This window comes from Gemmatimonadaceae bacterium (assembly GCA_016720905.1).
Taxonomy (GTDB): Bacteria; Gemmatimonadota; Gemmatimonadetes; order Gemmatimonadales; family Gemmatimonadaceae; genus Gemmatimonas.
This window is the reverse complement of sequence record JADKJT010000035.1, coordinates 33,328-58,207: the sequence shown is the minus strand read 5'-3', so window position 1 is coordinate 58,207 and position 24,880 is coordinate 33,328. Positions and strand designations below refer to the sequence as shown.

Here is a 24,880-nt window from a genome sequence, read left to right as displayed (position 1 = left end):
AAGCAAAGGGGGGGCCATGAAGTGAGTACCGAGTACCGAGTACTTGGTACTAAGTAAGTCCTTGAAAAAGAACGACTTACGTCACAGACAGAATTCCATACTTAGGAAAACCACAGACATGGCGAAGATTGCCGCACGGCAATACGGGCCATACTCGGCAAAATCTGCCCCCTAGGAACGACAAAGACGGGGGGTGAGGCCAAGTGGACCCCACCCTCCGTCTTCACCCTTCACTCAGCGTTTTACCGCTTGACCGACATCAACTCCTGAAGCATTTCGTCGGCCGTGGTGATCACCTTGCCGTTGGCCTGGAACGAGCGTTGAGCCACGATCATGTTCGTGAACTCCTGCGCCAGATCGACGTTGGACATTTCCAGCGCGCCGCTGGTGAGCGCCGATTGCGAGCCTTCCAGCGCGAAGCCCAGCACCGCGCCACCGGAGTTGGCCGACTCCTGATACATGTTGTCGCCAGTCCGAAGCATGCCCGACGGATTGCTGAAATCGGCGAGCACGATCTTGGCCAGTGACGACGTGGTGCCATTCGTGAAGAATCCGGTGATCAGACCGAAGCGGTCGATCGTGAAGTCTTCCAGCGAACCGGCGGTATACCCGTTCTGATCGCGCAGCACGGCGGTCGAGCCGGTGGACGCGAACTGCGTCAAGCCGTTTACGCCACCTGCCAGCTTGAGATCGATGATCATCGGACTGGCACCCGGCACGGCAAAGTCCAGCGATGCCGTGGTATTGGTGGACATGATGCCGGTCTGATCAAATGTGAACGTGCCACCGTTCACGCCCGGCACCGGTGTGGTGGGGCTCATGAAGTACGAGATCTTGATCTCCGAACTCGACGGCATGTTGGACGTGAACTGCACAGCCGGCGGCGCGAAGGTGAAGTCGGCCGGCGACAAGTACTCGGTGCCCGACGCACTCGTCACGCGCACGTTGGCCGGGAGGATTTCATAGCCAGCCGGCGGGGTTGGGAGCGTGATGTCCGATGGCGGAGACAACGCATCGGTCTGGAAACCCTGCGTGGTGGCCGACGCCAGGGGATCAATCTGCCAATCCCACGTGTTCTGACCCGTCTTCCACAACTGGATCTTCACGTCATGTTTGGTGCCCTGTGAATCGAATACGGCAATCTGCGTTTCCGTCCACGCCTTCTCATTGATGGGAAGGGCGCGGTCGAGCGGGTCGTTGAAGTTGCCCTGAAACGCCGGCGACGACGCGTTCAGGTTACCCGCCAGGGTGGTCTCTGTGGTGGGCTTCGCCGACACCTTCTGGCCGAATGGCAAGCGGATATCACGAATACCGTCCTGCAACACGCCGTTGTCATACATGCGGCCCTGCACGATGAAGCCGTTGGCCGGCGTCACCATCTGTCCCAGCGCATCTACCTGAAAGTTGCCAGCGCGCGTGTAGAAGCTCTGGTTGCCCTTGCGCACAACGAAGAACGAATCGCCCTGAATGGCGACGTCGGTGTTCAAGCCGGTCGTTTCCAGGTTGCCCTGATTGAAGATCTGATCGATGGAACCGATCTGCATACCGAGTCCGATCTGAATCGGATTGATACCGCCCTGATCACCAGGTGGGCGCGAGGCGCCCTGCAGCAACTGTGCGAAGCCTTCCTTGAAGGTCACACGGCCGGCCTTGAAGGCCACCGTGTTGACGTTGGCAATGTTATTGCCGATCACGTCCATGCGCGTTTGGTTGTTGCGCAGGCCGGAGACACCAGCGTAAAGCGAGCGAAGCATGTGGGTTGGTCCTCGTGGAGGTTCGCGGTCAGCCGCGCAGCTGCGTCAGCTGCGACATCGGGACCGAAAGCGAGTCACCGATGATGAGTATGGGGTTCCCCTGGTCGTACTTCATGCCGGTGATCCTTCCGGACGAGTACGTCTTGACTTGCCGAGGTTGACCGCCATCCGTTGCGACCTCGAACTTGAACGTGTACTTCCCTCCGGTCAGCGGCGGATCGAATGCGACGTCACGCAAATCGAATGCCTGCTGCCCTACGCCGACCTTGGCCACCGTACCACGCGCCACGATGTGTCCCTGATCGTCCGTCACGGTGACATAGCCGGCGCCTTTCAACGTGCCGCTGTCGATCACCATGGTGCCTGCGCCATCGCGATCGACAAACAGCGTGTTGCCAGTCGTCACGCCAATCTTGCCAACCGTTGACATCGCCATTTGTCCCTCGATGAGCTGGGCCAACTCATCAGCGCGATCGTTCTGCGTTGTCTCGAGCGCCTTGATGGCATCGGCCGTGGCCGCCGCCGACGCCTTGGACTCGTCCATTGATGTGTTCAAGGCGATGAGCTGTTCAACCGTCGAGAACTGCGCCAACTGTGCCGCCATATCCTTGCCGTCCATCGGATTGAGCGGATCCTGATTCTTGAGCTGCGACACCAGCAGCTTCAGGAACTCATCACGCCCCATGCCCGCCTTGTTCGTGGGCAACGTGCGCGGTTGTGACGGGGCCAGCGGACCGACCGGCGGGCTGCCAGCGGTTGTGCCGGTGGTCGTTGGTGTCGTGGACGTGGTGTCCGCGAACATGGTGGTGCGAACTGCCGTGATCATGAGGCGCTCCCGTTGGGCGTACCGCGCTGGCCACGTTGGCCGGCGCCCTGACGTGCTGATTCCCGCTGCTCGTCGCGCGACTGCTTCGACGTTTCGGGTCGATCCCATTCACGCGCAGTGGCGGCGCGCTCGCGCTGCCCCTGATTGGCCGCGCCATCACTGGCGGCGCCGTGTTGTGCGGATGTGAGCCGCAAACCCTCCTGTTCGCTGCCAACAACTCGCGCCGCCGCGTTCGATTCGCTGCGCGCAGCACTGGAGATCCGCACGCTGTCGCTGTCCAGGCCGTGACGACCGAGCGCGTCCTGCAACTCCGCCGTGCGCATACGCAGCCGTTCGGCGCTCTCGACGTCCGTGCTGATCTGTGTGCCAACGCTCGTGCCACGCAGGTCCACCGTGATGCGATCCTGGCCACCGTCGGCCGTGTCGATGTTGAGCGTCATGCGCGAGACCGAGCCGGCGGGCGCATTGTCGCGCAGCTGCTGCAGATCGGCCACGCGGGACGCGGAGTCCGTGGCGACCGCAGGTGCGCTTGCATCGGCAGGCGCCGAGGCGGTGACCACGGTGTTGGTTTGGAGCGCACCAAACGCGCTCGGTTCCGCGGCGCCGAGGGATTCGCGACGGGTGTCGCCGAGTTTGCGACCATCGTTGAGCGGCCGACCGTCGGTGTCGCGCTCACCGCGACCGAAGGCGTTGCCCTGACCGCGATCACTCGCTGGGCCAGTCGCACCCGCAATGGTGGCGGCAGCGGCCGACAGCTCGCTATTGGCGGACATCGACCGATCGAGGCCGCCGGCACTGCCGGCGCCAGCGACGCGCGCGATACCCGCGACGCCCGCCATTCCGGCCACGCGGGCGACGCCCGAGTGCATCGCGGCGGTGGCGACCAATGGCGTAGCGGTCGTCTCGCGACGAGTGACGCTGCCGACGGCGCTACCCTCGTTCATACGCGAGGCGATCTCAAGGTGTCCGGGATCGCGAACGCCCAGCGTGCGCAGTCCCTCCTCGCGGGCGATTCGCTGCAATCGTGCAAACCCGTCAGCGTTGTTCCACTTGCCGTCCACCATGACATCCACCGCGTCTCCACGGGTGTGCGCCGAGTCCCGTGTCCAGGTGACAACGGCACCCGGTCGTGTGCGACCCTGCTCGTACAGGAAGTCCTGGCGTTCCTGCGAACGCGCCGTCTCCACCACATCGACATCATGTCCGTATTCGTTCTTCATGCGCTCAATCACGCGCGCCAGTTTCTGGCGAAGTTCCGGCGCCAGCGCGTCGATCTCGCGCACCGGCGTGGTGACATCGGCAGCCGAAGCACTCTTTGCACTTGCCAATGCGGTCGCCGCCGCGGCCAGTGCGGCGTTGTCGGCGCCCGCCGCCAGGTGCAGGCCAGCCGGTGTGCCCGCCTGCGCGAGGAGCGCGTCGAGCGCGGCCCGCACCTCAGCGGCTTCGTTGTCGCCACGCGCCTTCAGTTGGTCAACCGATGCGCCGCGACGAGCCACAATCCGGCCGATCACTTCATTCAGGTGCGCGTGCTCGTCACCCGCGCGAGCTGCGGACCGGCCACTGGTGCCATTCAGCGCCGCCTTGAGCACGTCGAGGTCGGCCGCGTCGGCAGTGCCGGCGTCTTTCAGGATGCCGTAGCGCAGCGCGTCGGCGGCGTTCTGCGACGACGACAGCAGCGAGGTAAGCGATGACGAACCTCCCAGCTCCGCCGTCAGACCGCCATCGCCGGTGGCGTCCGCGTCAAGCGCGGACCCGTCGAGCAGTTTGTCGAGCAGTGACGCGCCGTCGGCGGGCACCTGCTTCAACAGATCGGCGCGCACCTTGGATCCAGCGCCGGCAATCATGGCCAGCAACGCGGAGAATTCCGCGCGCGCCGGAACGCGCGGTTCGCGCCCGTCGCGTTCATCATCACCCGCGTCCGGGCGTGATGCGGCGTCCGGGCGTGCCGGTGGCTCGGGACGTGGCGCGGGGCGCGACGTGAACACGGTGTTGACGTTCATGGCTTGGACTCCGGGACGCGCACGGCGCCCTTCGTGATGGCCGCCGCGCGCGCGGCGGGAAACTGCGAAAGCACTGCGGCGGCCGTGCGATCGCTCATCATGGCGAGGATCGCGCGCACATCGGCGTCCGGCATCTGCTCCATGACCTTGGCCGCGTCCTTGGCCGACATCGCGGCAAAGATCTTGGACAGGCGCTGCTCGGGAAGCGCCGTGTTCATGGCTTCATTGCGCGCATCGCGAACGATGTTGGCCACCGAGGCCGTGGTGCTGCCGGGCTTGGGCGCGTCCACATGCGCAGCGGGTGCCGGATGCTTTGGATCGGCCGCTGCCGGTTCCGCGTGCTTGGGATCAGGCTTGGGTGTAGCGGTCGCGGCAGGCGTCGGCGGTGCCGCATCAGGGAGCCCCTTGGTGGCGCCGTGCAACGACGCGCGCGATTCCTCCACCGCGCGAATGCTGTCGGCGGGCGTCATCGGCAGCACTTCGGTGGTGGGCACATGTACCGATGTCGTGGACTCGTGCGCGCTGGAATCCGGCGCCAGTGAATCAGGCGCGGCTGGCGGATGCGCCTTCAGGCTGTCGGCGAGCTGCGTGGAATCGGCCACATAGGCCTTCGACGCGCGCATATACGCAAATCCGGAGCCGCCGCCGACACCGGCGAGAACCGCGATCAGTACGGGGATGAGGAGTTTCTTCATAGGGTGGAGCCGTCGTTCCGGGTGGATTCCCGCTGCTCGTCGTCGGAGCGGGATCGTGTTGCTGAATCATCTTTGGTGCGCGCTTCCGCATTGCGCGAGAATCGCGACAGGGCGATCTCGTCCATGCCCAGGCGATCCTTGTGCGCCTCTTCTACGCGCCATTGATCGGTGTGTCGGACCTTCAGGCGATCGAGCACGCGCCGATCCCGCGAGGCGGCATCGAGCAACTTCTGTGCGCTGTCCACTACCTCATCAGCGGCCCGCACCGTCTCGCCGGCCGATTCCAGCCGTTGGTCCAGTGACTGCAGCACCAATCCCAGCTGCTGCAGATGACCAATGCGCGGCTCCGTGCGATGGGCCGCATCCACTTCGGCGCGCGAGGTCGCATGCAACGCGGCAAGCGCGTCGCGCTCACGGCGTGCCGATTCGGCCAGGTCCTGCGCCGAGGCGAGTTCGCGCGCCTTGGCCTGTTCGGCCTTCTCGCGCAGCTCGAGAATGCGCTGCAGACGGAAGTTGAACATCAGCGGCGCACCACCGCCAACTCGATCGCTTCCGCGATCTTCGCCAGCGCCGCGTAGGTGTCACCGTAATGCGAGATTTCGTCGGGGCGCTGCTGCAGGAACTGCAGTGCGCGCTCACGATACTGAATGGCCGCATCCACATAGGCATCGCTGCCCTTCTGATACGCGCCCACCATGATGAGGTCTTCCTTCTCCCGGTAGGCTGCCTCCAGTCGCAGCAACGCACTGCCTGCGCGGCGCTGCACGTCGTTCACGATATGATCGCGCACCCGGCTCTTCGATTCGAGCACATCGATGGCCGGGAAATGATTCTGGGCCGCAAGGCGTCGCGTGAGTACGATGTGGCCGTCGAGAATCGATCGCGCGGCATCGGCCACGGGTTCGTTGAAATCGTCACCGTCCACCAGCACGGTGTAGATGCCGGTGATGCCGCCCTTGGCGGCGTTGCCCGCGCGTTCCAGCAAACGCGGCAGGGCCGCGAACACCGACGGCGGATACCCTTTCGTAGTGGGCGGTTCGCCGGTGGCCAGGCCGATTTCGCGCCACGCCATTGCCACCCGCGTGACCGAGTCGACCATCAGCAATACCTGCTTGCCCTGGTCACGGAAGTATTCGGCAATCGCGGTGGCCACCAACGCGCCACGGGCGCGCACCAGCGCGGCCTGATCGCCAGTGGCGACAATGACTACCGAACGGGCGAGCCCTTCCGGACCGAGCGAGTTCTCGATGAAGTCGCGCACTTCACGACCGCGTTCGCCGAGCAGGGCAATGACATTGACATCGGCCTGCGCATGCCGCGCAATCATGCCAAGCATCGTGCTCTTGCCCACGCCCGAACCGGAGAAGATGCCGATGCGCTGGCCGCGTCCCACGGTGAGCAGTCCATCAATGGCGCGCACACCCGTTTCGAGCGGTCGGTCGATTGTTTGACGTTCAAGCGGGTTGGGTGGCTCGGCGGCCAACGGCACACGCTCGATGACATCCACCTTGCCCTTCCCATCGATGGGATGGCCCAGGCCATTCAGCACGCGACCCAACAGTCCCGGCCCCACATCGACACCAAAGGTACGGCCCAGAGGTTGGACGGAGCTGCCCGGATGCAGCCCATCCAGTTCCCCCAGCGGCATGAGCAGCACACCGCGCTCGTGAAAGCCGACGACTTCAGCCAACACCGAGCGATCACGCGAATGACTGGTAATGCGACAGAGCGAGCCCAGACCGACCTCGAGGCCGGTGGCTTCGAGCACGAGTCCAACAACGCGCGTCACCCGGCCATACGTCGCAAAACGATCGTTCGGATCGAGGCGCTCGAGCATGGACTCGACGGCCGGTGTGAAGGCAGTCCCGAACGCGGGATCGGCATGAATGGACAGCGTCATGCCTGCACCTGACCGATGCTGCGATAGGCGCGCTCCAGGGACGTGTCGACGCGCCCGTCGATGATGCGTTCGCGGCCTTCCACCAGACAGCCACCCCGGATGATGTTCGCATCGGAGACCCAGCGCACATCCTTGACGCGGCCACTGCCATCGGCGACAGCGGCGCTGCTGCAGGTGGCGGCGTCGTCCGGATGCAGGCGCACGGTAATCGTCTGGTCGAGCGGGAACTGCGACAGCGCGCGCTGCACGAGATCACGCACAATGGTGTGATCGACGGTCACTTCACGCTCCACGATATGCCGGGCCACGGCAATCGCGATCGCGGCCACGTTCTCTTCCGTATTGGCGGTCCAGCGTGTGACATGCAGTTGCACGGAGGCTATCGATTCGCCAAGGGCGCTGAGCGCCGATGCCATCCGCGCGTCGCTGGCGGATCGCGCGGTACGCTCGGCGTCCTGGACGCCGCGCGCATACGCGTCCGCTTCCAGACGTGTCCGTTCCGCCGCAAGATGGGCGTGCACATCGATGTCGGACGACATCTCCGCATGACGTGATGGCGCCTCCGACATCGGAAAGATGTCGGGCATCGGCAGTTCATCGAGCGCCCAGGGCGTGGCATGCATGATCATCTTCGGGCCGTCAGACGATGACATCGTCGGTTCCGCTGCTCATCACGATCTCGCCGGTCTCTTCGAGCGCGCGCACCTTGGAGACGATGTCCGACTGCGCGGCCTCGACATCGCGCATCTTGACCGGGCCGAGGAACTCGATCTCTTCCTTGAGGCCGGCCACCGCGCGTTGCGACATGGTGCCCATGATCTTGCTCTTGAGTTCGGCGCTGGTGGCCTTGAGGGCGAGCGCCAACTGCTTGACGTCCACTTCGCGCAGCAGCCGCTGCAGCGACTTGTCGTCGAGCGCCAGCAGGTCCTCGAACACGAACATGAGATTCTTGATCTGGTCGCTGAGCTGTTGATCGCGCTCCGACAGTTGATCGAGCACTTCCTTTTCGAGCGACGCGCTGAGTAGGTTGAGCACGGCCGCGACCGCCGCCGGACCACCCACCTGGCTCATGGTCTGCGAGAACGTCATGTCGGCTTCGGTGCCGATGGCGCGTTCCACCAGTGTCACCATCTCGGGCGAGACCTTGTCCATCTTGGCAATCCGGAACATCACGTCACCGCTCAAGGCGGGATCGACTTCCTTCAGGATGGCGGCCACATGCCCCGGGTCCAGGTGCGCCAGGACCAGCGCGATGGTTTGCGGATGTTCACCGCGCAACGTGTTGCCGAGTTGCTGCGGATCGGCATGACGCAACCGGCCAAAGCGATCGCTGTCGGCCAGCTGTGTCTGAATACGGGTCAGAATCTGGCCGGCGCGCGCTTCACCAAACGCGGCTTCCAGCACTTCCTTGGCGAACTCCATGCCGCCGGTGCTCAGCGAGTCGATCCCAAGCGTGAGCTCGAGCCATTCCGCGAGGACGGCATCCACGGTGCTGGGCGGCACATGATCAAGTTGCGCGACTTCCATCGCCACGATCTCGACCTCGTCCGGATTGAGCCCGGTGGTGAGTTTCGCGGCGTGTTCGGTGCCGAGCGCCATGCACACGATCGCCACTTTCTGACGGCCGGTGAGGCGGTCAGGGGCGTATCGGTCGGCGCTGCTTCTGGCGAGTGCGGTGGACATTGATTCGGGCGGTCAGTCGGTCAGGTGCGAAGCCAGCCACGTGTGACGCGCATGGCCGCGTCAGGACGTTGATCCACCGTGGCCATCGCTTGCTCGCGTTCGGCGTTGGTCGTCGTCGGCGGCAGAATGACCTGACGACGTTCCTCGGCCTGCATCTGTTCCATCTCGCGCGACGCCTGCAAAGCCGACTGCATCTGCGATGACGCGGGCAGTTCCGGATAGCCGGCGCGCGATGGCAAGCTGCGCGGATCGGCGGCCTGCTGAGGCACGCCCTTCTTGGGTTTGAGCGCGCCGAGCATCAGGACGGCCATGACGAGCAGCACGACCAATGCGGCCACCGCCACCACGGGTTTGGGATTAGTCTGCAGTCGCGCCATCATGTCCGGCGCCACCACCGAGTCCTGTCGCACGACCAGGGGTGCGGGAATGTCGAATGGCGCACTGACCACCGAGATGACGTCACCGCGCGCCGAGTCGACACCCAGCGCGCTGCGCATGAGTGTTTCAATACGTGTGAGTTCGTCCGGTGTGCGGGCGGTGATCGTGGGCGGAATGGCCGCCGCCTTGGCGCTGGTATCCGCGCCGGGTGCCCGCGTGACCTTGTCGGCAATGAGCACGGCCACGGTCAGCTTCTTCAAATTGCCAATGGCCCCGCTGAAATTCTCGGTGCTGCGGGTGTTTTCGTACGACGTGGCGGTTTGCGTGTACCCCGCGCCCTGCTGCGGCGAACTGGGCGTCACTTCCGACTTCTGTTCGGTGGCCAGTGCCTGCTTGTCGGGATCGACGGCCTGCGTCGTGCGCTCCACTTTATCGAAGTTGATGGACGCCGATACTTGTACGCGCGCATTGCCGGAGCCCACGAGGCTCGACAGCAAGCGGTCGGCCTTCTGCTCCATGTGCGATTCCACTTCGCGCTGCACGGCCAACTGACGGCTGGTCAGCCCGGCCATCGAGCCTTCGTCCTGCAACGTCAGCGCCTGTCCGCGCGAGTCGACAATCGTCACGTGCTCCGGATCGAGACCACCAACACTGCTGGCCACGAGGCTGGCAATGCCCTGAACGGTTTCGGCGCGCGGCGCCTCGCCGCCGGCCATGGTGAGCGTCACCGAGGCTTTCGACGGGCGCTCGCTCTCCTTGAACAGCTTGTCGTCTTCGAGTGCCAGATGCACCTGCACGGCCTCGATGTTCTTCATCTTGCCGATCGTGCGCTCCAGTTCTCCTTCCAGCGCGCGACGATAGTTGATCTTCTGCGTGAAGTCCGTCATGCCCCACGACGGTTTGTCGAACAGCTCGAGTCCCGGACGGCCCTCACCGGGCATCGCCTCGGCCGCCATGTCCACGCGCGCCTTCACCATATCGGTACTGGCCACCAGCACCGTGGTGCCGGTGACATCGAGCTCGTGCGCGATGCCCAGTTCAGTCAGCTTGTCGGTGACTTTCTTCACCTGACCAACCGGCATGTCCGCGTAGAGCGGCACCATCGTGGGTTGCGTGGCCCAGCGCGAGACGCCGAACACGGCGCCGGTGACAATCACGCCAACGGCGATGATCGCCACCTGGCGACCACCGCTCATGCGACCAAAGAGAGAATCTGCGAACGAAGCCATGACGGATATTGCGGGTTCAGGACTGCATGGAAATCACGGACCGATAGGCCTCGACCACCTTGTTGCGCATTTCGATCAGGAGATCGAGCGCGAGACCGGCTTCTTCACTGGCGGCCATCACCTGGTGGAGCTCGACGTTCTCTCCGGCGGCAAAGCGCTGCGTGAGATCGCCGCTTTTGTCGCGCGCATCGGACACTTCATTGATGGCGCGCGTGAGCGTGTTGCCAAACGAGCCTTCGCCGTCGGCAATGACCGGCACCGGCTTGGCGCCGGTGTCGCGACCAATGAGATCGGGAAGCGAGCGAGTGAGTTGATCGATACGCGTCTGCATGGTGATGGCTCCGAGTTCAGGCGCGGACGTCGAGGCGCACGCCGCGCGCCGCCGGCGGTGCAGCATTCGAAACGGCCTTGATGCGACCGTAGGTGAGCGGGCCCAGTGCGGCCGTCTTGGCAAAGAAGTTCCGTTCGTCGGCGGTGAGCACACTCCACAGCGTCGGATCGGTACCGGCCGGTGCTTCGGCCGGAACGGCGTTCTGCAACGCCGCCTGTCCGGCAATGGGCGCCTGCGGCTTGAGCGCGGTCCGCGCACTCGCCGCCGCGTTGGTCGCGGCGTTCGCCGCCGAACCGGCGCGATCGGTTGCTGGCCGAGTGGTGTCCGGTCGGCCGATCGAGCCGAGGCTCGAGAGAAGCGGGTTGGTGATGCCGTTGATGCTCATGACGTGTGTAGAGAGGAGGCGCAGCGAGCCGGGAATCGATGTGGAATCGGAGAGGAAGAGGAGGAGGTTGACGTCACACCGATTCCCGGACCCGCTGCGAGTTGCTCAGTGAATTCAGATATCGAGTGAAGCGCGGAGGATCGACTTGGCCACCTGGAACACGGCCGCGTTGGCTTCGAACAGGCGCTTCGCGTCCAGCAGCCGCACCGTTTCCTGTGTGGTATCGATGTCGGGATAGCGCACGTAGCCGTTGGCGTCGGCATCGGGGTGACCCGGCTCGTATACCAGGCGACCTTCACCCTGGTCTTCGGCGATGCCGGCGATGCGCACGCCGTACTCGCCACCGATTGGTCCGGGGCCAGGTCCCGCGCTTTCGGTGCGATACTGCAGCACCGGCACTTCAATAGACTTGGCACCGTCGGTGCTTGGCGCCGGAACGGCATACGGATTCGAGCCGAACACACCGGCAGCGCCGGCCGCACCACCAAACCCATTGCCTTGTTCGCCGTACACCGCGTTCTGCGGGGTGGCCGCTTCCATGACCACGTCGCGACGCTTGAACGGCTGGCCGTCGGCACCACGCGTGACGTCGGCGTTGGCGATGTTCTGCGCGATGGTTTCCATGCGCTGGCGCTGCGCGGCCAATCCGCTGCCGGCAATCCCCAGCGTCTTGAACATCGGGCGCACGGAGGATTGCGACGGAATGGGCAGGAGCCCCGGACGCCGCATCGGATCGATGGGCATCAGACGGAGCTACCCTTGATGGCGCCGCGCAGGCTGGCGTAGGTCTTTTCGAGCAGGCGGGAGGTCGCGAGGAAGCGGATCTGTTCGTCCGCCAGCGCGACCATCTCGTCTTCGACATTTACAGGGTTGGCGTTCGGCGCCGAATTCTTGCCCGTGGCTTCAAGCGCGAAGCCGTCGCTGTTCTGCAGCGAGGCCTTGCTGACCCGATCCGCAATGCTCCGCGACCGCTCGACACTACGGTCGAGCGCCGTCTTGAGCGGCGAGGCAGAGGTGACGCGATCGATGAATCCGAAGAGCATCGGCGGTTTCCAGGGAAAGAGGGCGAACGTTCTCGCCTCCCTGAAAAGCAATGGTCGGGCCAGCTTCACACACCCACCGTGCAAATAGTCGGCAAATCCTTCCTGCCGTCTTATAAACCTTTAACTAGCAATAGCTTACAATACTGATAGGCAATATTTTCCGCTAGACAATTCGGTCAAATTGTCCATCCTGGCCAGGCGATAACAGAGCTATACAGGGCAAATACTTCCTAGCTCAACACGGCGGTCCTTGCCGATCTGGGGCCAAGCCCATACGCCCTTCCTATTCATCCTCGCCGTCCCCCTCCGTCTCCCGCCCCGGCCCATTCAGCTTATTTCGCAGCGTCCGAACGCTGATGCCCAACAGGTCGGCCGCCTTGGTGCGGTTGTTCCCTGACGCCGTCAGCGCGTGCTGAATGAGCACCCGCTCCGCCTCCGCCACGTTCAGCGACGACAGGTTGATGGAGCCGTTGGCGCCACCGTTTGACAGCGCCGGCATGCTGCCCGGGGTGGCAATCGAACGGGGCCGCATGTTTGGCGATCCCAGCGAATGCGCCAGGCCAAACCGCGTCCCTTCCAGGCAATGCTGCTGGATCATCGGATCGGGCGTGAGAATCACGGCGCGTTCAATGACATGCTGCAACTCGCGGATGTTGCCTGGCCACGGGTACTTCTGCAGGGCGTCCAGCGCGTCGGGGGCAATCCCCTCGATTTTCTTGCCCATTTCCGCGGCGTTGCGCATGGCGAATCGCAGCGCCAGCACCGGAATGTCTTCCACCCGATCACGCAGCGGCGGAATCACCACCGGAATGGTGGACAGTCTATAGTAGAGATCCTGACGGAAGTGCCCGTTATCGGCCTCGGACGCCAGGTCGCGATTGGTGGTGGCCACAATGCGCACGTCCACCTTGATGGACGACGTGCCACCCACGCGCTCGAATTCCTGCTCCTGCAGCACGCGCAACAGCTTGGCCTGCAGATCAAGCCGCATCTCGGAGATTTCGTCCAGCAACAGCGTGCCGCGGTTGGCTCGCTCGAAGGCGCCTTCCACCCGCTTGATGGCCCCGGTAAACGCGCCCTTTTCGTGACCAAACAGCGCCGATTCCACCAGTCCTTCCGGGAGCGCCGCGCAATTGAGTTTGATGAAGGGACGGTCGCGTCGATCGCTCTGGTCGTGAATGGCCCGCGCGAACAGCTCCTTACCGGTGCCCGACTCGCCCTGCAGCAGGACCGTGGCGCGTGTGGGCGCGGCCATGGATACGGTCTGGAGAATGCGCCGAATGGCCGGCGAGTCACCAATGATCTGCTTCTCATTGCGGAACTGCATCACCTCCTTGCGAAGTGACTCGTTCTCCCGACGCAGTCGCACGAACTCCAGGGCCTGATCGACCGCCAGCTCCAACTGCTGCGGGCGGACCGGCTTGGTGATGTAGTCAATCGCGCCGGCTTTGATCGAGGCCACCGCATGCTCGATGCTGGCATACCCGGTCAGCATGATCAGCGGGACATCGTACCCCTCGCGGGTGAGCAGTTGGAGGAACTCCAGCCCGGTCAAACCCGGCATCCGGTAATCGGAGATGATCAGGTCGATGCCGCCGCGTTCCAGAATCTGCAACGCCTCGGGCACGCCACGGGCGCCTACTGGCGAATGACCACCCTGAATCAGGGTGTCCTCAAGAATCAGGCCGACGCTGGGTTCGTCGTCGACGTACAGGATGGTGGCCATGTCACTGCGTTCGGGGGTCGTATCACTTCTGTGGCCAGGGCCGGACGGTGACCCCGCTCACCAGCGCGCGTCCTATAGTATGGGGCCAAACACCCCACCCGGCAAATTCGGCCGCCTGGTTCGATTCCAATGGCACCGGAAAAAATCGACCAGATACGGGCTAAAGGCTGGCGGGGTGGCTCCGATACTCAATTGAAGAATGCCAGTGGTGTGTTGCTACCCAACCGGGCGGTGACACCAACCGGCCTCGACCCGACCGATGCGCGTCACGAATCAGCTCATCACACGGAACAGTCAGAATCGATTGCAGACCAACCTGCAATCGATCGATCGACTCAACGAAGACATCTCTTCGGGCATCCGCTTGCGGAAGATGTCCGACGATCCGACGTCGGCGGGACAAGTGGTGCGCATTTCCAGTTCCATGCGCGCGCTCACGCAGTTTCAGCGCAACGTCGATCTCGGGCTGTCGCGCGCGTCGGCGGAAGAATTGGTACTCAACCAACTCACTGACGGACTCGGTCGCGCCATCGAGCTTGGTGTGGCGCAGGCATCCGGCACCGCCAACGCGCAAACGCGACTGCTGGTGAAAACCGAAGTCGATCAGCTCATCAACTATGCCGTCGGACTCGGCAACACGCGTCTTGGTGACGACTATCTGTTCGGTGGCACGCGATCCGGAGAGCAGCCGTTTCGGCTACCGCCTACACCGGCGGACGGATTCTCCGCGCTGACGGTTGGTGTGACGCCGGTCAATCCCAGCGGTGCGACGAGTCTGGAAATCAACGACGGTGTATTCATGACGCCGTCGCACAATGGCACCGAAGTCTTTCTCAGCACCGATGCCCTGGAAGCGCTGCGCGCGCTCTCCACGGCGCTGGGCAACAATGATGTTCCCGGCATTCAGGCGGCGACCGATCGGATCACCGCGGCCAGCAGTCAGGTGCAAAACGTGCTGGGCGCCCAGGGCGCCCGCATCAACGAGCTGGAAAACGCCCGCACGAATCTGAACGGAATGGAGTTCAATCTGAAAGCATTCCGCGCCGATCTGCGAGACACGGAAGTCGACAAGGCGATTGCGGAGTTGGTTGGCAAGCAAACGTTGTACCAGGCAGCGATGAGCGCGACGTCGCGCATACTTGGCCTGAGCCTCGCAAATTACCTTTGATCCTCCCATGATCTCCGTGGCACACGCAGACCCGCAGGCGTTCGAATCCGCTGTCCGTTCCGTTTCCTCTCTGGTACTTGGTGATCTGGAAGTCTCCGCCGATGTCGTGATGTCGTTTCCGACGCCGCTGTGGGGCTTTCCCGACTACGCCGAGTACGCGCTGGTGCCTGCCGCCCGGGAGGGGCTCTGGTGGATGCAGGCCATGACCAACGATGCCGTAACGTTCCTGCTTGCCGATCCGTTCGTGCTCGATGCCACCTATGGCGTCGATCTGGGCGAGACCGAGCGGGCCGCGTTGGGTATCGAGCAGCCAGCCGACGCGTTCGGTCTGGTGATGCTGACCCTGCCCAATGATTCAACCGAAGGCGCGACCGCGAATTTCAAGGCGCCCCTGGTGTTCAACCTGGCCCGTCGCGTGGGCATGCAGGTGGTGAGCCGCGACGACGCGCACGAGTTGCGCCGTGCGGTGACCCTTGACGTGTTCCCATCGCAGCCAGACGGCGTGCGCGTTCAGTAGTTCGCGTTCAACGCTGCCGATCTCGCCATGTGCGGCATTACCGGAATTCTTGACTTCGTGCACGGCGGGCGGGGCGATCTGATTGATCGCTTCACCGACGCGCTGGCGCATCGCGGACCGGACGGACGCGGCGTCTACACCGACGGACCCGTGTCGCTCGGTCATCGTCGTCTGTCGATTCTCGACCCGTCCCCGGCCGGCGCGTGCCCGATGGCCGTGGCCTGTCCGGATGGGACGACGGTGTACATCACGTTCAACGGGGAAGTGTACAACTTCCTCGAACTGCGCGATCAGTTGCGCGCCGATGGCTATCGGTTCCACACGGAAACGGACACCGAGGTGGTCGCCGCCGCGTTTCATCGGTGGGGCGACGCGTGCCAGCTGCGCTTCAACGGCATGTGGGCGTTCGCGATCTGGAGTCCATCGACCCAAACGCTGTTCCTGTCGCGCGATCGATTTGGCGTCAAGCCCCTGTATGTGGCCGTGGCCGGAACCCGCGTCGCGTTCGCGTCGGAAATCAAGGCATTCCTCGCGCTCCCCGACTTCACACCGCGGCTAAGCGCCGAGTCGGCAGAGGCGTTCTTCACCAACCCCGTGGCGTACGACGGCACGATGCTCACGACCGCGATGCGCGGCGTCCATCGCGTGCCACCGGGACATTCACTGACTGTAACCCCGCAGGGCGCCAAGGGCTTCAAGCGCTGGTGGGAAACGCGCGAGCATCTGCCCGTCGCGCCGGTGGCGTACGACGAACAGGTGGAGGGTTTTCGCGAACGGTTCTTGAATGCCGTGCGGCTGCGCATGCGCAGCGATGTGCGCATTGGCACGTCATTGAGCGGTGGGTTGGACTCAAGCGCCGTGGCATCGAGTGTGGCCCATATCGGTCGCGGGGACAGTCACGGCGATCTCACTCGCTGCGCCAGCGATTGGCAGCGGACGTTCATCGCGACGTTCCCGGGTCACGAGGTGGATGAGCGCGAGTTTGCCGACGCCGTGGTGACCCATACGGGGGCCACGCCCACCTACTGGCCGTTCGAGCCACAATCGGCCGTGGGTGATATTGCCCACAGCGTGTGGGCCATGGATGACTTGAGCGGCGCGCCCGCCGTTCCCGTGTACAACATCTACCGCACCATGCGCGAGCACGGCGTGGTGGTCACGCTGGACGGCCATGGCGGCGACGAGTTGCTGGCGGGGTACCCCTGGTATCGCGACCTGTCAGGCGCCGCATTGACGGACGCGCTCTACAGCGACTTCCATCGCACGCACCTGCCATCGATTTTGCGGAACTTCGACGGATGCTCGATGGCCAACGGAGTGGAAGTTCGCTCGCCATTTCTGGACTGGGAGTTGGTGACGTACGCGTTTGCGCTGCCCGGTAGCGCGAAGCACGATGGCACGTGGACCAAACGCATCCTGCGCGACGCCATGCGGGGGATCATGCCGGACGTGATCCGCACACGCACGTCCAAGCTGGGTTTTGAATCACCGCTGATTGGGTGGGCGAATGGGGCGTTGGGGCCGGCGCTGCGAGCCGCCACCTACACCGATGCCTGGCGTTCGGCGCCTGCCGTGGCACAGCCTGACGCGCTGTCCGTCATAGTCCGCGACCGCACCACGCGGCGCGCGTGGACCTCGGCAGACTCGGTGACCATCTCGTTGGCCTGGCGGCTCTTCGCCTACACGGTGTGGTGCGACCTGTTCCTTGGCGATCGCGCCATGGTGGGTGCGACATCTCCGACGCTGGCAGCCGTCGCCTGACGGCGCCGCGGCACATCTTCGACACGGCCACGCCCTCCGCCATGCTTTCCGTTCTCGTGCTCTGCGATCTGCGCAATGCGGCGCAACAACGTGTGGCGATTCTCGATCACGTGCGCTTTCTCGATCACGCCGAGCCGGGACGCGTGGCGGTCACCTACGTCAACATGGCCGAAGTGACGGCCGTGGACCCGCGCTGGTTGGAGCATGACGTGATTGTCCTGCACACCACGCTGCTTTGCTGGCGCTGGTACCCGCAGTTTGCCGTCCTGGCCAAGCGCCTGGAGTGGATGCAGCAATTCACCGGGCTGGTCGCGGCCATGCCGCAGGACGAATACGACCACGCGCACACGCTGGACGAGTGGCTGGTGTCGCTGCGGGTGCAGGTGATTGTCACATGCTTTGACGACACACACCGCGCGCTGCTGTACCCGCGCATGCATCAGCGGGCGTTCTTCGTGGAGGCGCTCACAGGCTATCTGCATCCGGCGCGCGTGGTGTCGGCGCGTGAGCAGCGCAAACCGATTGGTGCGCGCGGCACCGACGTGGTGTATCGCGCGAATCATCTGCCGTACTGGTTTGGCTGGCTCGGCAACATCAAGGCACGACTTGGCCTCGAAGGCACATCCCGGCTTTCGTCGACAGGACTGCGGCTCGACATCTCCGTGCGTCCCGAAGACACGGTCCTTGGCGACCAGTGGCTGGATTTCCTGGCCAGCAGTCGCTCAATACTGGGCAGCGAAAGCGGCTCAAGTGTGCTCGACAAGCGTGGCGAGGTGGCACTGCATGTGCGCAGTCTGCTGGCCGATCAGCCCAACCTGTCATTCACTGATGCTGACGCGCTTTGCGGTGGCGAGCTCACCCGCTATCACTTCGCCGCGCTGGGGCCCCGCCATCTGGAAGCCATCATGATGGGCACGGTGCAAGTGTTGGTGGAGGGGCACTACAGCGGACTGTTCCGCCCGTGGGAGCACTACATCCCCGTCAAACGCGATCTCTCCGACCTGCCCGCGATTGCCGATGCGTTGCGCGATGACGCGCTGGTTACCCGCATTGCGGAACGGGCGTTGGCGGACTTTGTGGTGTCGGGTGAATACGGATACGACCGCTTGGCCAATCACTTCCTGAACGTGATGGAGCTGTTTGGCTCTGTTCAGGCGTCCGCGCAAAGCGCCTGACGCGAGGCGCCTAGCAGTTTGCCATCTGTGCCTGGTGCGCCTGCATGCACCGTTCGATCAGGGGCATTGCGTCGCGCGTCCACGTCACCGTACGGCGAATGCCTTCGTCGTGGGCAATCCGCGCCTCGAACCCCAACTGCAGTCGCGCCTTGGCAGGATCGCCAAACCGCCGTCCCGAGCGATCCCAGGTGCGCCGAGGCAGCATCGTAGGCGGCGCGGGATTGCCTGCGGCTTCATTGATGCGCATTGCCAGATCCCGAATGGAGATTTCGTGACCGCTGGCGAGATTGTAGACATCGCCCGCCGCACCGCGCAGCGCGCAGGCAATCAGACCTTCCACCAGGTCATCGACATAGATGAAGTCGCGGGTGGTGTCGCCGTCGCCCTCCAGCGGCAGCGACTCTCCGCGCAACGCCTTGTAGATGAAGGTGGGCGTCACATTGCGCCAGACCGTTGCCGGCGTGCCGCGCCACTGTCCGGCCCCAAGGATTTCGCGCGGGCCGTAGACATTCTGAAAGCGGGCGCGAACGGTGGGCAGTTGATGCCGTTCGTGGTAGTACACCGCATAGAACTCACCCACCAGCTTCGAAATGCTGTATGGGCTGTCCATCCGCAATGAGATGGGTGCGTTCTCGTCGGTGGGCGTCGGATCGTCAAAGGTCTTCTCGGCCACCGCACAGCCGGCCCCGGCATACACAATGCGCCGCGGACGGGTGAACGACTTGAGTCGCTCGAACAGCTTGAGCGTGGTCAACAGGTTATTGTCATGATCGGCGATGGGATCATGGATGGAACTCTGATTGCCGTGGTACGTGGCCAGATGGAAGACGTAGTCGTACTCATCACCAAACGTCTGCAGTACCGCGTCATCGGCGATTGATCCTTCGGTGAAACGCACGCGCGCGTCGGCCGGCACATTGTCCCGGTCCGCCGACAGGAGATTGTCCACCACATGGAGGTGGCCAACGCCCTCGTCCAGCAGGCGGACCACCAGGTTGCTTCCGACAAATCCCGCACCCCCGGTAACGAGGATGCGGGTATCGCGAAGCGCCGACGTGTGCGCCGTCCGACTCACGTGGCGGCGAGGCGCAGGTGGGTGAACGTTTCTTCGATGCCGTACTCGCGATAGTAAGCGATGGCCCGCGCCACGCCGTCACTGAGCGGTGTGCCCGTGGTCCACGAAAACTCCCGTTGCGTGCGCGAGGGATCGAGCAGGATGGAAAACACATCGTCAGGATTTCGCTCGCGTTCCTCAACCGGCGCGTCGAGGGCAATGCCCATGGCCGCGACGGTCGCGTCGAAGAGCTCCTTGATGGAGTAGTCGCGCCCGGACGACACATGGTAGAAGCCGCCGCTGCCCATGCCGTGCACGGCCTTCTCAATCACGTCAATGAGGTCATCGACGAAGACGAAGTCACGGCGGGTGTTCATGACGAAGCACTTCTTGCCGGCATCGAGACGCTGGAAGAACGTCGGCAGCGGGCCGCTCATGTTGCGCGGTCCATACGCATTCGCCAGTCGGAACGACAGGAATGGCACGCCGGAGAGCGCGACGTATCCCTCTCCCGCCGTCTTGCTGATGGCGTAGCTCGATCCGTACGGCACCAGGGGATGCGAGAGCGTGATGGGCTGCTCGATGGGTTTGAGACCGTAGCAGAGCGCGGTCTGGAAGTAGATCAGGCGGCTGGCCGCAACCCGCGCCGACGCCTGCGCGACAAGCGCGCTGCCGAGGGCATTGGTGGCGCAGTCTTCGGCCCAGTCATCCGGATTCTTGTAGGCCGCGGCCGCATGCACAACGACCTGGGGCGCGAAATCGACAAACGTTTCATCCACCACGTCCCGGTCGGCGATACTGCCCTCAACGACGGTGAGGCCGGGCTGCGGGGTGAGGTTGTCACGACGCCCGGTTGCAAAAGTGTCGATGACGAGCACCTCGTCACCGCGCGCGAGGAGGCGATCGGCGAGATGAGAGCCAACAAATCCGGCGCCGCCGGTGATGATTACACGCATTAGAGTGGGCTGAGAAGGTCGGGTGACGCGTCGGCGGGAACCGTCGCGTGAGGGAACGAAAGTGCAGGGAAGTCGGCATCGGCGACAAACGGACGATGTCGGTCGTGGAACGCCTGTTGCCACAGCTCGAGGGACAACAGACCCCAGAGGCTGCGGCCGAACTGGCCATCGTGCTCAAGCTGCGAAAGTACCTGTGCGTTGTCGAAGTACGTGCGCGACCGCGCGGCGTCGGATGAAAAGATGCCGTGCAGAAAGTCCCGGATGGGGCCGCGCGCCCAGTCGTTGAACGGGGTGGGGAAGCCCATCTTGTCCGTGCGGCTGGTGACCGACGCCGGCAACAGATCGCGCGAAACGTCTACCAACGTTCGCTTGAGCCGGCCATTGGTGAACTTCACGTCGGCGGGAATGGTCGCGGCGAACTCCACCAGCGGATGGTCCAGCATGGGCACGCGCGCCTCCAATCCGTGCGCCATCGACACGCGATCTTCCACCTGCAGGAGGGCCGGGAGCAAGGTCTTGAAGTCGAAGTGCGTCATCAGGTCGAAGTACGATTGCTTCCGCACGTTTTCCCCGTTGAACACGCGCAGGAACGTGTCGTACGGCGAATATCGACCAAACTGCTCCCAACGCACCGCGCGGCCGGCATGCGGGGCGCGATTGACGAGACGGAAGTAGCGCTGGTCCATCGGATCGAAGAGCCCGTCGCGCCAGAAGTCCTGCAGCATCGGCTTGTAGTTGCGGAGCGCCGACAGGTTTGGGATGATGGACTCGTACGTCACCACGAAATTGCGACCGTCGGTGGTGCCATCGATGGCCGCCTTGATGCACTGTTCGAAGTACGCCACGAGGTAGCGCGTGTATCCGCCGAAAATCTCGTCGCCGCCCTGTCCACCCAGCACCACCTTGCGGTGCCGGGCGGCCATCTGCGAAACCATGTACTGCGAAAACGCCCCGGGCCCGGCCGCCGGTGAATCGAGGTGATAGATCACCCGGCCGATATGTTCAATGAAGTCGGCGGGGGTAATGGTGCATTCGTGCAGCGTCATGCCGAGGTGGTCGGCCACGGAGCGCGCGTACGGACTCTCATCGTAGGCAGGCCCCTCATCGAAGCGGCCGGTGAAGCCCACCAACGACTGTCCCTGACCGGTGGCCAGCGCCGCGACCAGTCCGGAGTCGATACCACCGCTCACGTACGCCCCGACCGGCACATCGGCGCGCAGATGCAGTCGCGTCGATTCCTCAAGCTGACCGCGGAGTTGCTCCTCGAACCACGCGGTGCGATGGGTGAAGTCGAGATCGTAATAGACTTCCCAATAGCGCGCGCGACGGACCGTGCCGCTCGAAACGGTGAGCGTATGACCGGGCTGCAGCTCTTCGATATGCTTGAAGAGCGTCTTGCCCTCCAGGCACAGCTGAAACGTCAGATAGTCCTGCAGTCCGGACTCGTCCGTCTCGCAGCGGTCGAGGAACGGCAGCAGCGCTTTCGCTTCCGAGGCGAAGTACAGCACGCCACCGATCTCGGTTGTATAGAAGGGCTTGATGCCGAAGCGGTCGCGGGCGCAGAACAAGACATCCTGACGCGGGTCCCAGATCGCAAACGCGAACATCCCGCGCAAATGATCGACGCAGCGAGGACCCCAGCGGAGCCACGCGCGGAGGATGACCTCGGTGTCCGAGCTCGTGCGAAACCGGTCGCGCCCAAGCGCGTCGCGAATCTCGATGTAATTGTAGATCTCACCATTGAAGACAATGATGCAACCAGACTCGGCGTCCTCCATCGGCTGACGCCCACCCTCGAGATCGATAATGCTGAGCCGACGGTGCATCAACCCGACCGATTCCCGCTCGTCGAGCCACTGGCCTTCACCATCCGGTCCACGATGCGCCAGCAGCCGGTTCATCAGCGCCAGGCGCTGCGAACCGGCTTCAACTCGACGTCGTTGGAGATCGATGAATCCAGCGATACCGCACATCGGGGCATTCCTCCGGCCGGTGAGTGCTACATGGCCATAGCCACCAATAGCAACACGCGTGCCATGCGTGCGAGCAGCTTAATATGTTGCCAATTAATGACTTACGTCTAGTGTATTCGGAGAGGATTCAAGAATATCCGGCAAATTGCGCCGATACGTATCAACGCGGCAAATTATGCCGCCGTGTTTGCAGCTTCTACCAGGCGGCGCCGTGACGAAATGGTCTTGCAATACGTAAAACGTTGATAATAAATAGTTTACGGTATGGCACGGATCGTGAATATGGGAGACGTGAGACCAGCCACAACTCCGTCAACGATTACCGAGCTCATCCAATGTCGGGCAACACACTCAGTGCCAGCAGCATCCCCAGCGTGCAAGTCGTCGTGGACGGCGTTCCGAGATTCCATGTCCCAGGAAATGCCGACGAGCCCGGATGGGCGGAAGCGGCGACGGCGGAAGCGGAGGGCGGCGTGGAGGCTGAGATTCGAGCTTTCCTGGACGCGCAGCTTGAAACCGGCGACGTGCTGCTGGACCTGAGCCCTGGATTCGGATTTGTCGCGCTGAGCGCCACCACGGCGCCGGGAGGCATGCCGACGGTGTTTGTGGCCGGACTGCCGGCCGAGCGGCTGCAACGACTGCAGGATGTCGCGGCCGACGCGGGCGGCTGGCTGGAGACCGTGGATGTCACCGACGCCACGGCGCTCATTGCCGCGCTGGATTCGCGACTCGAGCCCGAGGGACGCGTGTTCGTGCATGTCAGCACGGCCAACGTGCCGTGGATTTGCCGAACCCTGCAGCCGCTCATCGAAACCGGGCGGGTGCTGGCCATCTGTGTCTCTGATGCCAGCGACTCGCCTGACTGGACGGCGGCCGCCGATGCCCTCGCCGACAACGGCATGACGCCGTGTCAGGTTGTTGAACACGAAGGTGCCGCGATCATTGTGCCCGTTGTCGGGTCGCCGTCAGCGCCGGTCATCGCGCTCCCGAATGCGCTCACGGAACATCCCACGCCGGAGTCTGGTGCGATGGAGGCCGTCACGGCGGCCGCCGCCGCGATGGACACGGCGGTGATGCACGACACGGCTGATGACCCGATCGTGGAAGACGTGAGCGGCGAGGAATTCATCTTTCCGACGTTGCCAGTTACCCAGCCGCTGATGGTCAGCGAGCGCTGGGTCGCGGCCCGGGACGGCATCTCGCTGATCGCACCATACTCGCGAACCGGTTACGGCGTCGTCGGCGCGCATCTGCTGCGCACGCTGCAGGCGCGCGACATGCCCGTGGCATTCTTCCCGCTTGGCCCGGTGGATCGCACGCTGATCGAGAATCCCCAGATGGGGCAAGGGCTGCAGCTGCAGGGCGCGTTTCGTCCTGATGTGCCGAGTGTGCGGCTGTCGCAGCAGTTCGACCTCGCCATGCACGTCGGTCGGGGTCGGCACGTGGCCTATACCATCTTCGAGCGCGATCAATTCACCGCCAGCGAAGCGCACCATCTGAGACAGCAAGATGCGCTGCTGGTCTGTTCGGAATGGGCGCGACAAGTCTGCCTCGACAACGGCATCGTCGATCGGCCGATTCACGTGGTGCCGCTGGGTGTGGACCGTACGGTCTTTCATGCCGAGGTACGCCCCGCCACCTCGTGGAGCGAGACGGTCTTCATGCAGATTGGCAAGCTGGAGACGCGAAAGGGCCAACTGGAATTGTTGCGGGCGTTCGAAGCGGCGTTCACCCCGCGCGACGCCGTGCGCCTCGTCCTCTCCTGCGGGAATCCGTTTGTCAGTCGCGCCGATATGGAGGCGATGTTGATGCCGTTCCGGCAGTCGCCAATGGCTGCGCGCATCACGATCCTGACCAATGAGCTGCCCACCCTGCACGATGTGGCCGCGCTGATGGCGGGTGCGGACTGTGGCGTCTTTCCATCCCGTGCCGAGGGATGGAACCTGGAAGCACTCGAAATGCTGTCGATGGGGAAGCCCGTCATCGCGTCCAGTTGCACGGCGCACACGGAGTTCCTGAATCGGGACAACGCTCGGCTGATCACAATCGACGGCTTCGAGCAGGCCACCAGCAACGGGACGGCGCTGGCTGGTCGCTGGGCCGCGTGGGGCGCGCGGCAGCACGAGCAGTTGGTGACGCATCTGCGCGGCGTGCACGAGCGGAAACAGCAGGGCGCCATGCCGCGCAACGATTCCGGCATTCGCACGGCACAGCGCTACAGCTGGCAGCATGCGGCTGACGAACTCGTGCGCGCGCTCGACGCCATCGTGTGAGCACTCGTCCCGCGCGGCGCTCCGTCCAGCGCATACCGGCGAACGGGCAACCT

Annotated in this window: 22 protein-coding genes; 5 read left to right on the top strand and 17 right to left on the bottom strand. The window is 63.9% G+C overall.

Annotated elements, in window-relative coordinates:
* Positions 1-242: 242 nt before the first annotated feature.
* The 14 genes from IPP90_22810 to IPP90_22745 all read right to left on the bottom strand — a co-directional run bounded on the left by IPP90_22810 (position 243) and on the right by IPP90_22745 (position 13,950).
* Positions 243-1,754 carry a flagellar hook protein FlgE gene (locus IPP90_22810; GenBank protein MBL0173468.1) on the bottom strand — a complete coding sequence of 504 codons (1,512 nt, stop codon included), beginning with the start codon at positions 1,752-1,754 and terminating at the stop codon, positions 243-245.
* A gap of 28 nt (positions 1,755-1,782) precedes the next feature.
* The gene (locus IPP90_22805) at positions 1,783-2,556 is read right to left on the bottom strand and encodes a hypothetical protein (protein MBL0173467.1); all 774 of its coding nucleotides are present in this window, start codon (positions 2,554-2,556) and stop codon (positions 1,783-1,785) included.
* A 20-nt stretch (positions 2,557-2,576) separates the two neighbouring features.
* Entirely contained in the window at positions 2,577-4,580 is a 2,004-nt protein-coding gene (locus tag IPP90_22800; protein ID MBL0173466.1) for a M15 family metallopeptidase, read from the bottom strand.
* Positions 4,577-5,275 (bottom strand): hypothetical protein, encoded by a 699-nt coding sequence (locus IPP90_22795; protein MBL0173465.1) that lies wholly within the window; start codon positions 5,273-5,275, stop codon positions 4,577-4,579. The genes IPP90_22800 and IPP90_22795 overlap by 4 nt, the downstream gene beginning before the upstream one ends.
* The gene (fliJ, locus tag IPP90_22790) at positions 5,272-5,796 is read right to left on the bottom strand and encodes a flagellar export protein FliJ (protein ID MBL0173464.1); all 525 of its coding nucleotides are present in this window, start codon (positions 5,794-5,796) and stop codon (positions 5,272-5,274) included. The genes IPP90_22795 and fliJ overlap by 4 nt, the downstream gene beginning before the upstream one ends.
* Positions 5,796-7,112, bottom strand: a complete 1,317-nt coding sequence (locus tag IPP90_22785; protein MBL0173463.1) for a FliI/YscN family ATPase — start codon at positions 7,110-7,112, stop codon at positions 5,796-5,798. The genes fliJ and IPP90_22785 overlap by 1 nt, the downstream gene beginning before the upstream one ends.
* A gap of 59 nt (positions 7,113-7,171) precedes the next feature.
* Positions 7,172-7,828 (bottom strand): hypothetical protein, encoded by a 657-nt coding sequence (locus IPP90_22780; protein ID MBL0173462.1) that lies wholly within the window; start codon positions 7,826-7,828, stop codon positions 7,172-7,174.
* On the bottom strand, positions 7,815-8,858 hold the full coding sequence (fliG, locus tag IPP90_22775; protein ID MBL0173461.1) for a flagellar motor switch protein FliG: 1,044 nt from the start codon (positions 8,856-8,858) through the stop codon (positions 7,815-7,817). Before fliG ends, IPP90_22780 begins: the two co-directional genes overlap by 14 nt.
* 20 nt (positions 8,859-8,878) lie before the next feature.
* Positions 8,879-10,465 carry a flagellar M-ring protein FliF gene (gene fliF, locus IPP90_22770; GenBank protein MBL0173460.1) on the bottom strand — a complete coding sequence of 529 codons (1,587 nt, stop codon included), beginning with the start codon at positions 10,463-10,465 and terminating at the stop codon, positions 8,879-8,881.
* A gap of 16 nt (positions 10,466-10,481) precedes the next feature.
* Positions 10,482-10,796 carry a flagellar hook-basal body complex protein FliE gene (fliE, locus tag IPP90_22765; GenBank protein MBL0173459.1) on the bottom strand — a complete coding sequence of 105 codons (315 nt, stop codon included), beginning with the start codon at positions 10,794-10,796 and terminating at the stop codon, positions 10,482-10,484.
* Positions 10,797-10,812: 16 nt separating this feature from the next.
* Positions 10,813-11,181 carry a hypothetical protein gene (locus IPP90_22760; GenBank protein MBL0173458.1) on the bottom strand — a complete coding sequence of 123 codons (369 nt, stop codon included), beginning with the start codon at positions 11,179-11,181 and terminating at the stop codon, positions 10,813-10,815.
* Positions 11,182-11,295: 114 nt separating this feature from the next.
* Positions 11,296-11,925: a flagellar basal body rod protein FlgC gene (gene flgC, locus IPP90_22755; protein ID MBL0173457.1), complete on the bottom strand. Its 630-nt coding sequence runs from the start codon at positions 11,923-11,925 to the stop codon at positions 11,296-11,298.
* Positions 11,925-12,224: a hypothetical protein gene (locus tag IPP90_22750; GenBank protein ID MBL0173456.1), complete on the bottom strand. Its 300-nt coding sequence runs from the start codon at positions 12,222-12,224 to the stop codon at positions 11,925-11,927. Before IPP90_22750 ends, flgC begins: the two co-directional genes overlap by 1 nt.
* Before the next feature lie 283 nt (positions 12,225-12,507).
* Positions 12,508-13,950, bottom strand: a complete 1,443-nt coding sequence (locus tag IPP90_22745) for a sigma-54-dependent Fis family transcriptional regulator (GenBank protein ID MBL0173455.1) — start codon at positions 13,948-13,950, stop codon at positions 12,508-12,510.
* 259 nt (positions 13,951-14,209) lie between these two features.
* Here IPP90_22745 and flgL point away from each other — a divergent pair, with 259 nt between their 5' ends.
* From flgL to IPP90_22725, 4 genes are read left to right on the top strand one after another with little or no spacing between them, the layout of a single operon-like run.
* Positions 14,210-15,118: a flagellar hook-associated protein FlgL gene (gene flgL / locus IPP90_22740; GenBank protein ID MBL0173454.1), complete on the top strand. Its 909-nt coding sequence runs from the start codon at positions 14,210-14,212 to the stop codon at positions 15,116-15,118.
* A 7-nt stretch (positions 15,119-15,125) separates the two neighbouring features.
* Positions 15,126-15,635, top strand: a complete 510-nt coding sequence (locus tag IPP90_22735; GenBank protein ID MBL0173453.1) for a flagellar assembly protein FliW — start codon at positions 15,126-15,128, stop codon at positions 15,633-15,635.
* Positions 15,636-15,662: 27 nt separating this feature from the next.
* Positions 15,663-17,396 carry an asparagine synthase (glutamine-hydrolyzing) gene (gene asnB / locus IPP90_22730; protein ID MBL0173452.1) on the top strand — a complete coding sequence of 578 codons (1,734 nt, stop codon included), beginning with the start codon at positions 15,663-15,665 and terminating at the stop codon, positions 17,394-17,396.
* Between the two features lie 41 nt (positions 17,397-17,437).
* Positions 17,438-18,571, top strand: coding sequence for a hypothetical protein (locus IPP90_22725; protein MBL0173451.1), 1,134 nt, complete (start codon positions 17,438-17,440; stop codon positions 18,569-18,571).
* A 10-nt stretch (positions 18,572-18,581) separates the two neighbouring features.
* Here IPP90_22725 and IPP90_22720 read toward each other — a convergent pair whose 3' ends face one another.
* The 3 genes from IPP90_22720 to asnB (IPP90_22710) are packed head-to-tail and all read right to left on the bottom strand — an operon-like array spanning position 18,582 to position 22,554.
* On the bottom strand, positions 18,582-19,646 hold the full coding sequence (locus tag IPP90_22720) for an NAD-dependent epimerase/dehydratase family protein (protein ID MBL0173450.1): 1,065 nt from the start codon (positions 19,644-19,646) through the stop codon (positions 18,582-18,584).
* Positions 19,643-20,581, bottom strand: a complete 939-nt coding sequence (locus IPP90_22715; protein ID MBL0173449.1) for an NAD-dependent epimerase/dehydratase family protein — start codon at positions 20,579-20,581, stop codon at positions 19,643-19,645. Before IPP90_22715 ends, IPP90_22720 begins: the two co-directional genes overlap by 4 nt.
* A complete protein-coding gene (asnB, locus tag IPP90_22710; protein MBL0173448.1) occupies positions 20,581-22,554 on the bottom strand; it encodes an asparagine synthase (glutamine-hydrolyzing) in 1,974 nt (657 codons plus the stop codon). The genes IPP90_22715 and asnB (IPP90_22710) overlap by 1 nt, the downstream gene beginning before the upstream one ends.
* Positions 22,555-22,889: 335 nt before the next feature.
* On the opposite strand from asnB (IPP90_22710), the gene IPP90_22705 reads away from it, so the two are divergent.
* A complete protein-coding gene (locus IPP90_22705) occupies positions 22,890-24,827 on the top strand; it encodes a glycosyltransferase family 4 protein (protein MBL0173447.1) in 1,938 nt (645 codons plus the stop codon).
* Positions 24,828-24,880 lie beyond the last annotated feature (53 nt).

Bases quoted from the DNA above. Each gene is read 5' to 3' on its own strand.
- IPP90_22810 (MBL0173468.1), bottom strand. From the start codon at position 1,754: ATGCTTCGCTCGCTTTACGCTGGTGTCTCCGGCCTGCGCAACAACCAA.
- IPP90_22805 (MBL0173467.1), bottom strand. From the start codon at position 2,556: ATGTTCGCGGACACCACGTCCACGACACCAACGACCACCGGCACAACC.
- IPP90_22800 (MBL0173466.1), bottom strand. From the start codon at position 4,580: ATGAACGTCAACACCGTGTTCACGTCGCGCCCCGCGCCACGTCCCGAG.
- IPP90_22795 (MBL0173465.1), bottom strand. From the start codon at position 5,275: ATGAAGAAACTCCTCATCCCCGTACTGATCGCGGTTCTCGCCGGTGTC.
- fliJ (MBL0173464.1), bottom strand. From the start codon at position 5,796: ATGTTCAACTTCCGTCTGCAGCGCATTCTCGAGCTGCGCGAGAAGGCC.
- IPP90_22785 (MBL0173463.1), bottom strand. From the start codon at position 7,112: ATGCTCGAGCGCCTCGATCCGAACGATCGTTTTGCGACGTATGGCCGG.
- IPP90_22780 (MBL0173462.1), bottom strand. From the start codon at position 7,828: ATGTCATCGTCTGACGGCCCGAAGATGATCATGCATGCCACGCCCTGG.
- fliG (MBL0173461.1), bottom strand. From the start codon at position 8,858: ATGTCCACCGCACTCGCCAGAAGCAGCGCCGACCGATACGCCCCTGAC.
- fliF (MBL0173460.1), bottom strand. From the start codon at position 10,465: ATGGCTTCGTTCGCAGATTCTCTCTTTGGTCGCATGAGCGGTGGTCGC.
- fliE (MBL0173459.1), bottom strand. From the start codon at position 10,796: ATGCAGACGCGTATCGATCAACTCACTCGCTCGCTTCCCGATCTCATT.
- IPP90_22760 (MBL0173458.1), bottom strand. From the start codon at position 11,181: ATGAGCATCAACGGCATCACCAACCCGCTTCTCTCGAGCCTCGGCTCG.
- flgC (MBL0173457.1), bottom strand. From the start codon at position 11,925: ATGCCCATCGATCCGATGCGGCGTCCGGGGCTCCTGCCCATTCCGTCG.
- IPP90_22750 (MBL0173456.1), bottom strand. From the start codon at position 12,224: ATGCTCTTCGGATTCATCGATCGCGTCACCTCTGCCTCGCCGCTCAAG.
- IPP90_22745 (MBL0173455.1), bottom strand. From the start codon at position 13,950: ATGGCCACCATCCTGTACGTCGACGACGAACCCAGCGTCGGCCTGATT.
- flgL (MBL0173454.1), top strand. From the start codon at position 14,210: ATGCGCGTCACGAATCAGCTCATCACACGGAACAGTCAGAATCGATTG.
- IPP90_22735 (MBL0173453.1), top strand. From the start codon at position 15,126: ATGATCTCCGTGGCACACGCAGACCCGCAGGCGTTCGAATCCGCTGTC.
- asnB (MBL0173452.1), top strand. From the start codon at position 15,663: ATGTGCGGCATTACCGGAATTCTTGACTTCGTGCACGGCGGGCGGGGC.
- IPP90_22725 (MBL0173451.1), top strand. From the start codon at position 17,438: ATGCTTTCCGTTCTCGTGCTCTGCGATCTGCGCAATGCGGCGCAACAA.
- IPP90_22715 (MBL0173449.1), bottom strand. From the start codon at position 20,581: ATGCGTGTAATCATCACCGGCGGCGCCGGATTTGTTGGCTCTCATCTC.
- asnB (MBL0173448.1), bottom strand. From the start codon at position 22,554: ATGTGCGGTATCGCTGGATTCATCGATCTCCAACGACGTCGAGTTGAA.
- IPP90_22705 (MBL0173447.1), top strand. From the start codon at position 22,890: ATGTCGGGCAACACACTCAGTGCCAGCAGCATCCCCAGCGTGCAAGTC.